The sequence below is a fragment of the Eubacterium aggregans genome (assembly GCF_900107815.1).
In the GTDB taxonomy this organism is placed as follows: Bacteria; Bacillota; Clostridia; order Eubacteriales; family Eubacteriaceae; genus Eubacterium_O; species Eubacterium_O aggregans.
In genome coordinates this window covers 1-12,897 of record NZ_FNRK01000002.1, presented here as the reverse complement: position 1 = coordinate 12,897, position 12,897 = coordinate 1, and the positions used below count along the sequence as shown (strand labels likewise).

General features: G+C 48.6%; 16 protein-coding genes. 4 read left to right on the top strand and 12 right to left on the bottom strand.

What is annotated here, in order from left to right; all coding sequences use genetic code 11:
- Nucleotides 1–8: 8 nt before the first annotated feature.
- Nucleotides 9–698 (bottom strand): response regulator transcription factor, encoded by a 690-nt coding sequence (locus tag BLW33_RS01200; protein WP_176966583.1) that lies wholly within the window; start codon nucleotides 696–698, stop codon nucleotides 9–11.
- Nucleotides 695–1,819, bottom strand: coding sequence for a sensor histidine kinase (locus BLW33_RS01195; protein ID WP_176966573.1), 1,125 nt, complete (start codon nucleotides 1,817–1,819; stop codon nucleotides 695–697). The genes BLW33_RS01200 and BLW33_RS01195 overlap by 4 nt, the downstream gene beginning before the upstream one ends.
- Before the next feature lie 274 nt (nucleotides 1,820–2,093).
- Between BLW33_RS01195 and BLW33_RS01190 the strand changes: the two genes are divergently transcribed.
- From BLW33_RS01190 to BLW33_RS01180, 3 genes are all read left to right on the top strand, one after another.
- Nucleotides 2,094–2,459, top strand: coding sequence for a helix-turn-helix domain-containing protein (locus BLW33_RS01190; protein ID WP_090304320.1), 366 nt, complete (start codon nucleotides 2,094–2,096; stop codon nucleotides 2,457–2,459).
- Between the two features lie 178 nt (nucleotides 2,460–2,637).
- A complete protein-coding gene (locus BLW33_RS01185; RefSeq protein WP_090304318.1) occupies nucleotides 2,638–2,952 on the top strand; it encodes a DUF4258 domain-containing protein in 315 nt (104 codons plus the stop codon).
- Between the two features lies 1 nt (nucleotide 2,953).
- Nucleotides 2,954–3,184 carry a type II toxin-antitoxin system MqsA family antitoxin gene (locus BLW33_RS01180; protein WP_090304316.1) on the top strand — a complete coding sequence of 77 codons (231 nt, stop codon included), beginning with the start codon at nucleotides 2,954–2,956 and terminating at the stop codon, nucleotides 3,182–3,184.
- A gap of 365 nt (nucleotides 3,185–3,549) precedes the next feature.
- Here BLW33_RS01180 and BLW33_RS01175 read toward each other — a convergent pair whose 3' ends face one another.
- The 10 genes from BLW33_RS01175 to BLW33_RS01130 form a co-directional block, all read right to left on the bottom strand.
- Nucleotides 3,550–4,578, bottom strand: a complete 1,029-nt coding sequence (locus BLW33_RS01175; protein WP_090304314.1) for an N-acetylmuramoyl-L-alanine amidase — start codon at nucleotides 4,576–4,578, stop codon at nucleotides 3,550–3,552.
- A gap of 2 nt (nucleotides 4,579–4,580) precedes the next feature.
- Nucleotides 4,581–4,904 (bottom strand): phage holin, encoded by a 324-nt coding sequence (locus BLW33_RS01170; RefSeq protein WP_090304312.1) that lies wholly within the window; start codon nucleotides 4,902–4,904, stop codon nucleotides 4,581–4,583.
- Nucleotides 4,901–5,257 carry a hypothetical protein gene (locus tag BLW33_RS01165; protein WP_143032572.1) on the bottom strand — a complete coding sequence of 119 codons (357 nt, stop codon included), beginning with the start codon at nucleotides 5,255–5,257 and terminating at the stop codon, nucleotides 4,901–4,903. The genes BLW33_RS01170 and BLW33_RS01165 overlap by 4 nt, the downstream gene beginning before the upstream one ends.
- 149 nt (nucleotides 5,258–5,406) lie before the next feature.
- Nucleotides 5,407–5,556 carry an XkdX family protein gene (locus BLW33_RS01160; RefSeq protein ID WP_090304308.1) on the bottom strand — a complete coding sequence of 50 codons (150 nt, stop codon included), beginning with the start codon at nucleotides 5,554–5,556 and terminating at the stop codon, nucleotides 5,407–5,409.
- Nucleotides 5,557–5,913, bottom strand: coding sequence for a hypothetical protein (locus BLW33_RS01155; protein WP_090304307.1), 357 nt, complete (start codon nucleotides 5,911–5,913; stop codon nucleotides 5,557–5,559).
- Nucleotides 5,876–7,102, bottom strand: coding sequence for an RNA-dependent RNA polymerase family protein (locus BLW33_RS01150; protein ID WP_090304305.1), 1,227 nt, complete (start codon nucleotides 7,100–7,102; stop codon nucleotides 5,876–5,878). Before BLW33_RS01150 ends, BLW33_RS01155 begins: the two co-directional genes overlap by 38 nt.
- A gap of 412 nt (nucleotides 7,103–7,514) precedes the next feature.
- A complete protein-coding gene (locus BLW33_RS01145; protein ID WP_242911555.1) occupies nucleotides 7,515–9,206 on the bottom strand; it encodes a hypothetical protein in 1,692 nt (563 codons plus the stop codon).
- Between the two features lie 12 nt (nucleotides 9,207–9,218).
- Nucleotides 9,219–10,007, bottom strand: a complete 789-nt coding sequence (locus BLW33_RS01140) for a BppU family phage baseplate upper protein (RefSeq protein ID WP_176966572.1) — start codon at nucleotides 10,005–10,007, stop codon at nucleotides 9,219–9,221.
- Nucleotides 10,000–10,212: a hypothetical protein gene (locus BLW33_RS01135; protein ID WP_090304299.1), complete on the bottom strand. Its 213-nt coding sequence runs from the start codon at nucleotides 10,210–10,212 to the stop codon at nucleotides 10,000–10,002. Before BLW33_RS01135 ends, BLW33_RS01140 begins: the two co-directional genes overlap by 8 nt.
- Nucleotides 10,209–12,530: a hypothetical protein gene (locus tag BLW33_RS01130; RefSeq protein WP_176966571.1), complete on the bottom strand. Its 2,322-nt coding sequence runs from the start codon at nucleotides 12,528–12,530 to the stop codon at nucleotides 10,209–10,211. The genes BLW33_RS01135 and BLW33_RS01130 overlap by 4 nt, the downstream gene beginning before the upstream one ends.
- Before the next feature lie 115 nt (nucleotides 12,531–12,645).
- On the opposite strand from BLW33_RS01130, the gene BLW33_RS01125 reads away from it, so the two are divergent.
- On the top strand, nucleotides 12,646–12,897 hold a 252-nt coding region (locus BLW33_RS01125), incomplete at its 3' end, for a transposase (RefSeq protein WP_090304295.1).

Genomic DNA, 12,897 nt, shown 5'->3' with positions numbered 1-12,897 from the left:
AACAGATTCTATAGATTGAGACGATACCCTGCACCCCAGATGGTTTCGATCACCTTAGGGTTCTTACTATCCTGTTCTATTTTTTCCCGGATCCGATTGATATGGACGGTGACCGTGGCATCATCCCCCAGATAATCGTACCCCCATACCGCCTCAAAGAGCTGGGCCTTTGTAAAAACGATGTTGGGGTTTTGGGCTAAATATCGCAGAAGTTCAAATTCCCGATTAGGCAATTTGATTTCTTTATCCCCCCGATACACTTTCCAGCTTTTGGGGAAAATGCGTAAATCGCCGATGTCGATGCTCTCCTTATCGGGCTTTCCTTCTCCGGTCAGCCGGGCATAGCGTTTCAAGTGGGCCTTGACCCGGGCGACCAGCTCCGCCGGATCAAAGGGTTTGACGATATAGTCGTCGGCCCCCAGCCCAAGGCCCCTGATCTTATCCACCGATTCCGTTCTGGCTGTTACCATCAAAAGTGGTGTTTCAAAAACCTCCCGGATTTCCCGACACAATTGAAAGCCGTCTTTCCCCGGCAGCATGACATCTAAAAGAATTAAATCGTAATGATTTCCAGCCAAAGTCCCCATGACGAGGCTGCCATCATAGCAGATGTCAATCTCGTAATCATTCATTTCAAGGTAATCCTGCTCCAGTCTGGCGATATCCGGGTCATCCTCTACAATAAGAATCCGCATTATTTTTCATCCTCCATCCCTTCTTGATCCATGGGAAACACCATGCCCACGCCAAAACCGTCCTCGACGTCCGCATAAACCCTTCCCCCTTGGCCTTCCACCAGGGTTTTTACAATATACAGGCCCAGGCCATTGTTTTCCACGCTATTGCTTCGGGCCGCATCTCCCCGGTAAAATTGCTCAAACACATGGGGGAGCTTTTCTGCCGGCATCCCCACTCCGTTATCCCGAACCGTTATCACCGCCTTGTCCCCCAGGGATTTAAGCCCTAGGGTAATGCCCAGAGAATGGACCTTGCCATGGGCTAAGCTGTTGGTGATGAGGTTTTCTAAAATACGTGTCATTTGCTCTGGGTCGAGCCTCAGGGTAATCCGTTCCTCTGGAATAGTACAGGTCAGAGTAACCGCCCCATGCTTCCGTACTGCCGCCGCCATTGTTTCTTTGAGAAAGGCCCCGACATCTATGGGCTGAATGTTAAGGGGCATCTTCCCCGTTTGAAGTTTTGAGAAATAAAAGAACTTTGACAGAAGGGTTTCCATGTCGCAGGCCCGGTGGTACGCCGCCTTTATGTAATCCGACTGCTTTTCTGGGGTATGGGCCACCCCATCCAGGATTCCCTTCAGATAGCCCTTTACTGCGGTCAGCGGCGTTCGTAAATCGTGGGATATTCCCGTTACCATCTCGATTCGGGCCTTCTCATTGGCTTCCTTTTCTTCCATCCCTTCCCGGAGGTGCTGCTGCATGGTATTAAACATCTGGCAAAGGGCTTCAAATTCCTTTACCCCCATGTAAAAAATCGGCTTTTCCATGTTGCCCTGATCAATCCGGGCGGCCCCTTCCATCAAAGCGGCCATTGGCGCCATGATCTGCCGGGTAAGGTGCCTGGTGAACAGCTGGCTGATCATTAACAATCCAATCATTGCCAGAACCCCCAGAACACAGGCGGCCATAATGAAGGCCGCCCATTTTCCACTGGCTAACTGACGGAGGAGTGCCGAAATGCTGATCCCCAGATAATGCTCGAATAACAGCTCGGTCATCATCTCGACAATAACCAATAGCAGGCATAAGCACACCAATACCATTATTGTATTTGTTAAAAAAATTCTTCGTTTTAATGTCATTTTTTTAATCCTCATTACTGCATAAAATAAATGCCTTTATATTTATATTATATCAAGAGATTCTAATGAAATGATCACTCTTTTCTAAATAATTTATAAATTTATTGGGGCTGCGCCCTCCCTGTTACAACCAATATTGTAATATCACAATGCATGACCAATTCTTCATTATGCGAAGATTATACTTCGTATAATGAATCCCATCAATGCTTTTTCAAATCTTTTTATTGACAATGTGAAGTTTTGAGAATACAATATGCGCAAAGGAGACAACATGAACGAAAGATTAAAAGAACTCCGCAAAGAATTAAATCTAACTCAACAAGAATTGGGGCAGAGAGTTGGCGTAAAAGGAAATACAATCGCAACGTATGAAGCCAATATTCGCACCCCCTCCGATGCTGTTGTTAAATCCATCTGCTTTGAATTTCGAATAAATGAGGAGTGGTTTCGGACTGGGGAAGGTGAAATGTTCGTTTTGATGACTGAAGACGATGAAATGTTGGCCTTCTGTGCAGATCTCTGTAATGGCAGTGATCCCCTCATCGCAAAAATCATCCTCTACTACGCTAGACTGCCCGAAGAAGATAAGGCATTCTTGCGTAAAATGATTAATGACCTTTGTCACTTGGCCAAATGAAAACCGCAATAAGATTAAGTTGGTCCTGTGTGATCATTAAATCCTCAAGTTTTCGGACGGTGTCCCCGAGTGAGAAATTACCATTTTTCATATCTTTAAACCTCCAGATAAAAATTTAAAGACGGCCATCATAATCCTATTGGCGGCTGGGAAGAAAGTAGTTAGGGAAGGGGTAACCATGATAACCATTGAATTATTAAGAAATCTCTATAAGAAAGATGCTGTCTTTTTAACCCAGCACGTCATCGAACGATGCAAACAGCGCGGTATTCGGCCCATCCAAATCCGACAGGCGGTAATGAACGGTGAAATCATAGAGGATTATCCCGAGGACTTCCCCCATCCCAGCTGTCTGGTTTTAGGGTTTCCGCCCCCTGGGCTGCCGTTACACACCGTCATTGGAAGCGATGGCAAAACGGCTAAAGTCATAACGGCCTATTATCCCGACTCCGATAAATGGGATGTAGACATGAAAAAAAGAAAGGAAAAATAACATGAAATGCTTAACCTGTAAAAACGGAACCATGGAACCCGGGGTAACCACTTATTTTGCAGATTTGAAAAACTGCATCGTCATCATCAAGAACGTACCCTGCCAGCGGTGTGAGCAGTGTGGTGAAATCCTCTACGCCGCTTCAGTGGCTGAGAAGCTGGACACCCTCATGGATCGTGCCGAGGCACTGGCCAGTGAATTGACAGTTTTGGAATATGACCGGATTGCTTAGAAACAGAGAGCCCAATGGAAATCGGTCCAGAAGCTGAACAAACTTAATGCCCGGGGGCAGTCAAAAATGATAAAACCCGGAAATGCCCTATTCATGAGGCTTTCCGGGTTTTTAAAATCGCTACATTTCAAATTTCTTATGTTTTAGTTTTTGCTATTTTTACTATCTTCTACACAATATATTGTGCTATTATTTTAATTTTTATGCTATTTTATACAATTCTGTTTTATTTGTTTTTATTTATAATGGGCAAAATTGAGGGCAACATATTTATACACTGCATTATACATCTTTGATAATCTAACTTTATCTTGTCTTGCGCCGCAAATCAAAAATCCCCTAGCCGAAGCCAGGGGGGAAATCAACTAACACCAATAATCAACAATCCCAAGAGCGATAGCATTGGCCATCACGGTAAGTCCGGCATCGTCCCGAATCAGATCCGCATCGCCATCATTATCAATAAAGCACGGCTCCATGATGACCGCAGTCATTTTGCTCTCCCGGACCTCATGGTCATCCTGAGCCTTTGCGCCCCTGTTGGTCGTGCCACACGCCTCGACGATGCGATTGCAGATGGCAGCGGCTAGGGCCGGACCATCGTCACTGTCGGGATGATAGAGCACCTCGGTGCCGTGTGCCTCACCGTTAAACCCGTTAAAGTGCCAGGAGACGTACAACGTCACCTTGAGCTTATTGGCCTCATCGGTTCGCTCCTGGAGACTCTTGTCGTAGTCTCCATCACGGCCCAAGTAGACCGTTGCCTCTAGGCTCTCGAGAATTTGCTTTAAGATTTGCGTTCCCCGAAGGGCCCGCTCCTTTTCTTCCAATCCACACCCACAGGCCCCAGGGTCGGACCCACCATGGCCGGCGCAAAGATAGATGCTGACATTGGACAGGTTTCCAGTGGCTGTCACATTCCCCGGGGCAACCGGAGTGCTTGCCTGACCGCCGCTGGCGGTTCGGTCGCCGCAGCCTTTGAGGTATCCGCGCATATCCAGTAGCTCCTCTGTCCACGGGCCACAAATCTTGTCTGGCTCCCCGCCATTGGCCGCTTGGACTTCGCCCAGGGCATCGGTCGTCTCGGTGCCATGGCTGCCGATGTTGCCATCCTCTGCCACGTTTTTAGCAAACAGCACATTGAGTTGCTGTTGGATTTTAAGGACAAAATCATAGAGATTGCGCCACAAGATTGGACCACAGGTGCCATCAACCGGCTGGCCAAAGTAGGCCTCAGCCGCATTGATGCCCGCCACAGTCTGATCGCCCAAATCCCCATCCATGAGGTCATCAGGCTCCATAAAGCCGCACATCCGCAAGGTGCGCTGCAAAAACAGGACATCGTCGCCGGTGTCGCCCCGGCTTAAAACTACCTGATAATAATCAAGTGCCATATCTATCCTCTCTTTCTGGCCGCCGCACTAGCAGCCTCTTCATTTTCCGATGCCATCGCTGACGCTTTAGCGCTGGTAATCATCACATCCACATCCTTGCCAGCCTTGATGGCATCCGTCACAGCCTGGCCTTGCTTAGCCGCAACTGAAAAGTTGAAGTTCTGCCAGATGGCGGCCGCGATGCTGATCACCTGGATGATGCTTGTCACCACCACCGTCAGCTGCTCATCCGTGATTGGCAAGATGCTGTAACCCAGTGCCGTTAAAATCCCGTTTGCCGTTGATAGTGCCAAAAGTGCCAGTGTAATATAATTTTTTGCATTCATTTTTCAATCTCCTGTTTTTTAATTTTGACCGTCGGAAGCTCCAACACCTCATCGACGATATCTTTAATCCCATGATTGCCGCCCAATGCCTCATACTGAGTAAACATATCATGAAGATTTTCCCGCTGATAAAAAATCATCCCGCCCTGCTCCCTGGCCTTGTCGCACGCATCAATAATCTGCTGTCTCAATAATGCCCGAATTGCCGCCCGTGCCGCATCATCCCTTGTTATTTTCTGGAGCACTCTCCGGCGCACTGGTCCAATGCACAGTGACACAGCAGCCGTTACTGTGACCACTGCTCCAGCTATCTTTACCAGCGCATCCAACCAAAACATAATTGTCATCGCCACAATGGCATCACCTCCATTATTTGTTATCTATCAGAAGCTTGTATTGCTCAAACTCCCAACCATCCGGTACCTCAATGATGCACTCATTGATTAGGATTTCTGTAGTCCCGTCGGTTTGCTCGTTTATTTCGACGGGTTCCGGCTTTACGTCACTCCATTGCATCTGTGGTGCTATCCTCATAGGCCCTCCCAGTGATCTGTTCAAATTGTTTGGCCGTGATGATTTTGGGGACATAACTCCTTAGTTTTTCTGCCGTGATGCGTCGATAGCGATATTGGATTTTTAAAAATTCAAGCATTTATTCCTCCATTTCTACAGCCATGGCCGCCATTGTCATGTCAATCATGGCCAGCTGCGCAGTTTCCAGTGCTGAGATGCGTTGCTCAATTGTCGGCCCGATTGTTTTACCTGATATGGCCTCTTCCCACAGCCTTTGTGCATCTTCAGTGACTTCTTCTGCGCTTAGGTGTCCTTCTTTTCTGATTTGGACCTCATTGCAACTGTACACCGTGTAGGTTTCTGTTTCTTCGCCGTCAGCTGCTTGCTCCATATTTTTTGTAATCTCCTGGATATCTCGTCTGAGGATGATGTCGGTTTGTTTGCCTAAATCAAAGACTTCAACCGGTGCTGGTCGGATTGCATAGATTTGCTCCATTTCTTACCTGCCTTTCATGTTTTCTAATACTTTTTTTCGCCATTTTAAAAAGATGTTGATACCCATATTTTCTGATAAACTTTAAGCTGTTTGAGTGAACTAGCCATCCATTGTATGCCGTTAGTGTCCAGGCTCTCCAATATGGGATATATCCCAAACGATTAAGTTCCGCTTTTGCCCGGATTGTTTGTCGCCTGATCCTTTTGAAAATTGCTCCCCGGATGGTTGTCCTGGTTGAGCTCACGATATACCCCGCCATATCGATGCGTGGCTCCCATTTTGTGTACCTTTCGAATTTTTTAAATCGAATGATTGTCCAGGCATCCTTTATGGTGAGTCCATATTCCGATTTTATCCACCTCCCTTCTGTCTTTATGGCCTTGATTAGGTTAGACCGATCTCCGAAGATGAGGACGTCGTCCGCAAAGCAAACGACCGCTTTAACCATGCGGATCTGTTTTCCTCTTCTGGTTTTCTTCTCTTCCAGTATTCTCCGGAGGAAGAAGCTCATGGCTAGGTTGAAAGCCCAGCTACTCCAAAAACCTCCGATGATCAGTACACCACCCGGATAGTTTTGCATCACGTTTTTAACCAGGGTGCATAGTGGTTTGTTTTTGTGGCAATATTTGTCAATTATTTTTGTGATGACGGTTGTCTTTGTGCTTGGATAAGCGTGATAGATATCGATTTGTACCGCGTCCACGTCCCCGCCAAATTGGCGGCGCACGATTTTCTCAATGGATTCTTTGCATTTTACCTGCCCGCCTCCTGGGATGCTCCCAAATTGGCAGGGCAGTATCTTGGCTTGCAGCAGTTCCTCTGTTGCCCATTTTGTGATGTACTCAAAGATTTGCTGCTTTGGACTTTCCTGGCAGAGATGCCTTAGTTTCCCGCTGATTCCGTCGACTCTGTCAAATTCCCGGATTTTATCAAAGGTAATCTGGCCATTGTGCTCTCTGATCTCTTTGGTGTAGGCTTCGGTCAACGCATAGATGGCCTTGTTTATTTTCCTGCGCTGGCCTGTTTTTAGGTCCTCTTCCAGTTCTTTTCGGCTGATTTCTCCGGTTTGGATTAGTAACCGCTGGAAATCTTTTCTTTTCAGTTTCTCATCAAATGCGTAGTGTACTGCCTTTAGGTTGTACTCTACACTCGTTATTTCAACATTTTTCGGTCTGCAAAATGATTTCACTCCATCTGGCTCCTCAACATTTTTCGGGTTTTGACCCCTCGGTCATATGCTACTAGATGCCAACGGGATCCTGCTCCCGTCGATGGCCGCATTGCTTTGGCCAATGCTGGTTTTAGGATATTTTCGCACATAAGCGCGGAATACATGACACAATATGTTATAGCAGTTTTTTCTTACCAGCCAGATTGACAGCCGACCGAACCGTTCCAGTTCGCGTTCCCGACGCTGTTGTTCGAGTTACGTGCCGCAAGCCCCGCATTGCCACCGTTGTTCAGGTTGCAGCAGCACCAAGCGGCCCGCAGCCCGGACGCCGCCGGATTGCAGTTGAAGCCAGCCTTCTTTACCATGTATCCCGTTGTTTCTTGGGTTGGGGCTGGCAGCCCCTCTCGCCTAACGGCGATTCACCCCGCTTTTAACCAGCCATAGATGGACAGCCGACCGAACCGTGCCAGCTCGCGTACCCGACGCCGCGGTCCGAGAGACGTGCCGCAAGCCCCGCAGCGCCACCGCCGCTCAGGCCGCAGCAGCACCAAGCGGCCCGCAGCCCGGACGCCGCCGGATAGCAGCTGAAGCCAGCCTCCACTCCAGTCCCGCTCCCAGCCTGTGCCGATACCTTGCGTGGCCACAGTGTCCGACCTCCAGGCATTGCCATCATATCTTCTATGTATAGCCATCCATTTCCTTGATTGGCTGGGAACGTCATCGTGGCTCCCTCCAATTTTTTGTAGTCAGCCGATACGGTTCCACCGGTTGTAACTTTGGATTGGTCATCACAGGTATAGCAGTCAAAGGTAAAGTTTCCATCGGCATCCTTGCCCCATTGCCAGAGCTCATCGGCCAGGATTTGATAGGCGCCGTTCTGAAATTCTGTCTTTTGGATTAATCCCGTCTCTTTTCCGGACGTTGCGGAGTATCGTGATCCATCGTTACCCTTGACCATGTCGCACCATCCACTCCAATACGGCAGCACACTAATTTTCGTTGTTCCTGCGACAACGTCAAAGGTTGTTGTTGTATCCAGGATAACGGCGGAGTAGGTCGCTCCGTCCGCGGTGACCGGGGTGATGGATTTGATCCGCACATTGTTTGCTTTGGTTGATGCGTACTCACCATCTCCGATGCACGTATTGCAGCCAACAAATAGGTTAGCTGCCTGTGCCGCTGTCAATAAAATCCGACTTACCGCAGTCTCTGAGACAGCAGCAGCGTAATGAGTGTAGAAGTTGGTACATCCTTCTATTGTTCCGGAGTTTCCTTTTCTGGCATATTTGAGCCGTATCATTGCCAGCTGCCAAAACAGGACGCTTCCCCTAGCCCCTGCGTACCGTGCGCCCCTGGCGCGCCATTTGGTGACCCCTGTTGTCGGACCGGCCATGCTGTTCATTGGTGCCAGATTCGTTCCGCAGGTGGCTACACCGCTTTTGTTAATTCCGCCAGTACAATACTTCGGCCGAATTGCAAAAGCATGAACCACGCCATCTGCAGTTTTTCCGTCATCCCACTGGGTGTAGCCAGATGATGGATAGCAGCGTGTTTTCAGGTAGTGATATCCATCGACTATCCAGTCACGGAAATAGGTGTTTTTCTGGGCGACGCCACACATATGGGATTCTCCGGAGCGGACCACGTCGATGTCGTCGATGAGCTCAACGGCATAGACTTCAATGCTCCCGGTGGTCGTTTTTTCCCAGGATACCTCTAGGGCCCAGAACTGAGGTAATCCAGCGAAGTCGTCTCGGTTGGCGGCGGCCTCCGTCGATGGGACGCACGTTAGGCCGACGCTGTCGTCCGTCAGTTCCGCAATGGCGGTGTTTGATGTGGCAAAAAGCGGCTCCTTGACGCCGTGGATGCGCGCATCCTGTAGGACGCTCCCAAACCACCGTTCCAACAGTTCGAGCCTTGTGGTGGTTCCCTCCACCCAGTTTTCGTGCCACCACTCCACAAAGAGGGCATCCATGGCCTCTTTTGACGTGACCTGTAGTGCCAGTCCATTGTAAAAACTGTCGATGGCTCCGGCGTTTCCACTGGCCACGATATCGGCCTGGTGTGCCCGGACAAGCTGCTTGACGGTTGTGTCTCGTACTATGTTTAGTGTTTCGTTCATCATTGCCTCCTTTTACGCCGTCGTCTCATCGTTGACGGTGATGTTTAAGCCGTTGTCGGCTGGGTCTATCCAAAATGTGATGGTGCTGCTTCCCGCCGCTTGGGCTGCGTATTCTGCTGCGGCATCTTCGGATGCTTTGGCTCGGATGGCTGCGCCTTCGGCATCCGACTTTGAAATTGCGGCAGCTTCTTCCTTTTGTGCTGCAATTTCTGCTTGTTGCTTTGCTGTTGTTTCGCTGGCTGCGGCGTTTGTGGCGCTGATAGCCGCTGCATTTTGCGACGCCAACGCATCCGAAGACGACTGTCCTGCCCGCGTTGCTGCTTGCCCCGCCTCCGTTGCCGACTGCCCTGCCTGTGTTGCGGATTGCCCTGCCTGCGTGGCCGATTGTTCTGCCGCCGTGACCGCCGCATTGATTGCCGTGTACTCATCGCTGCTCTCCATTGCGTGCTCATCCTTGACAGATTTTGCAACGCCAATGCAAAACTGCGGGGATCCCAACGTCTGTGTTGCTCCGGATAGCTCGATTTCACAATCAACCGTCCCCGCGGCCGTAAACATCTGCCCCCCGGCGTCCGCTATAATTTTACCCCCCGATATGACACAATCTTTATACACATGTGTCCCATCTGGCTTTGAGCACCACATCCTTGCGGACAGATCTGTCACTACCACGGCAACTCCGTTTTTAATCAGTGTTAGTGACAGTTCCCAAATGTTTGTGTCATATTGGTTTACCTTTAGTATTTCATCTTTAAGTCGCTGATCCATGTCCAGCATGATTGGTACATTGATCTTATTCATTCTGTTTCTCCAGTAGCCCTTCCACATACTCAAACAGTGCTTTAAATTGTGCTATCTGTTGATCATGCGCACCATCAATTAGAATAAAATCTTTTCGTGTATTTCCTTTTGTAATTATCCCATCTTCATTGACTTGAATGTAAGACACGCTAATCCGCTTTCCCTCTGAAGTTGTATGTAACGTCATGCTTGTTGCTTTGATCATAGATTTACCTCCTCATACTCAGTAATGTAACTTTCCGCATCATCGATGATGCTGTTCGTGTATTCCGCCATATAGGCATCACCCATTAAATATCCATCAATAATTTGCATTTCTTCATTTTCCTCTTCTATCCTATTTCCATCTGCCAATCTTTCGCAGAATTGTTGTTGTCTAGCCTTAATCTCCCAAGATAGTTCTGTTCCCGGATCACCATACACAACAAAATATTCCTCGTGCCTTTCAATCTTTTCTATTCTTCCGTCACCGTAAGCTTGAGTGAATACATGATAAAACACTCCGCTATCTTCCAAGCACTCACAAAAAATCGGATCTATGCAGACATATACTTTACCATCTTCCTGTATTACTGCGTACCCGATATCTCCAAACATCGGTGTAGTTGTTTCGTATGCTCCAAGGTTGACAATGCCATAGTTTTTAGTTTTTACAGCTCTGTTTTTAGATCCGTTGTATACCGTAAACGTTCCTAATGTATCCACATACGGAGTTCCGGATTGTACTTTTGCCGCTAATGCCGCATTTCCATCGTACCCTCCCAGATATACATTCCCATTGTTCCGCGGATGGAGTATCCAGGTATCTCCATTGTCCGATATCGATATTTGATCCCTGACGCCAGATGTGTTGTTTCCAATACTTAACTGATCTCCAGAGTCAGCGTAGATATGTAGCCTCAGCTTGTCGGCCTCAGATGTTCCTTTCCCTTTGTTCTCAATTCCTCCGATGAAGTCATCTTGATAGTTTTTGCTGTAGAACTTTAGTTGTGACCCTGTCATGCTTAGCCCAATATATCCATTTGATTCGTAATTCCGCACTTCACCAAGGAATGTGCCTTTTGCCGCTTGTAACGTACCTGCCAACGTCAAATTTCCAGATACATCGGCATAAAACACATTTGTGCCAATAATATTTTTGAGGGTTAGTCCGCTACTATCAATAATCACCTTGATTGCATCAATAGCGCCAGTATCAGTATTAATCTGGTTAGACAGCCACGTCGCTATATCTATCTTTTGTGTCCAATCAGTGGCCACAAAGGACCCGGTTGCTCTTGCTGTTGTCGCCACCAGCACCGTCCCCTTCGTGTATGGCAATGCCGATATTGTTGTATCTGCCGCCAAAACCCACAGATCGCCAACCTCATAAGGCGGCGTGGGCTGACTCACATAGATGGCCGACTTGCCATCAATAGCGTCAAAGATCGCCGCCGGGGCGTCCTGCTTGGTCCATGCAGTACCTGTCCACCTCCATGTGGTCTGGTCTGTTGTTTTGTACCACAGGTCTCCCGTGTGCTGCGTTTTGATGGCCGTTGTTGTCCAGGCCGTTGATGGGTCTGCAGCCTGGTACCAGGTCTCGGCCTTTGCATCCACCTGACCACGGATGTCTTCCAGGTCGTCTGCGTAATCCCCGGTGATAAAATTGGTGATGGCCGTATCGTCGGTATACTTACTTGCCTTTGTCCAATCGCTGGCTGTGTAACTACCACTGGATCGGGCTGTAGTGCAGCGCATCAAATCACCGCTGCTGCCCTGGGCCCACAAATCGCCAACCTCATAAGGCGGTATCGGCTGGCTCACATAGATGGCCGACTTGCCATCAATAGCGTCAAAGACCGCCGCCGGGGCGTCCTGCTTGGTCCATGCAGTACCTGTCCACCTCCATGTGGTCTGGTCCGTGGTTTTGTACCATAGGTCACCGGTGTGTTGCGTTTGCGCAGCGATGGTTGCCCATCTCAGTGATGGATCTGTGCTTTGGTACCACGTTTCGATTTTCCCGTCAATTTGGATTTTCATCTCATCGAGTTGGTTGCCCACATCAGTGCCGCTTACATTAAGCGCGAAGACTCCGTCTTGATAACTCATGACTGGACTGCTTATGACACCATCCGCATCACGTTGGCCAAGTAAAAACGTAGCATTGTCCAGACCAATCTCAGCGCATTGTCCGATGATCTTACCAATGACCATCAAATCGGCCACAAACCCCTGGCTCGTCCCGAAGGTCCTCCAGTCCCAGTCGCTTCCGTCTGGCAGCATCTCCGATGCGATGGCAAATCCCTGGGTGCCCAGGCTCATAGCGCCGTAGGTCGGCGATCCCGCTATTGTATCCTCAAAGAGGATGGCACGAACATCTTGCAGCTGCTCCACATTGCGCTGCGCTCGAATCTTCGTTCGGAATGCATCGATGACGCCGGATATCGCCGCCCCATTGACGTTCCCTTTTGAGTTGAGGATGGCATTGACCTTTGATTGCACATTGCTGGTGCTGTTGAAGTAGGACTGTCGCACACTGTCCAAAGTCAGTGCAGTATACTCCTCCTCTAAGCAATCTGGTGTTAGAATTTAAATAGTACAAAGTAAAATGAGATATCCCCTAGAAATATTGTATAATCAACATATGGAGGAACTCATTATGCCAAGAACAAACAAGCAACACACCAAACAGTTCAAGTTAGACGCAATCAACTATCGAAAGGAGCACCCTGATCTGACACAGATTGAATGTGCCAAAAATCTGGGTATCGCGACAAGCACCTTGGCTCGTTGGGAATCCCAATTTCGAAACAATGAAGGTGACATTCCCGTACGTGGATCCGGTAACTATCAATCTGACGAAGAAAAAGAAATCGCTAGACTCAAACGTGAACTCCGGGATTCACAGGAC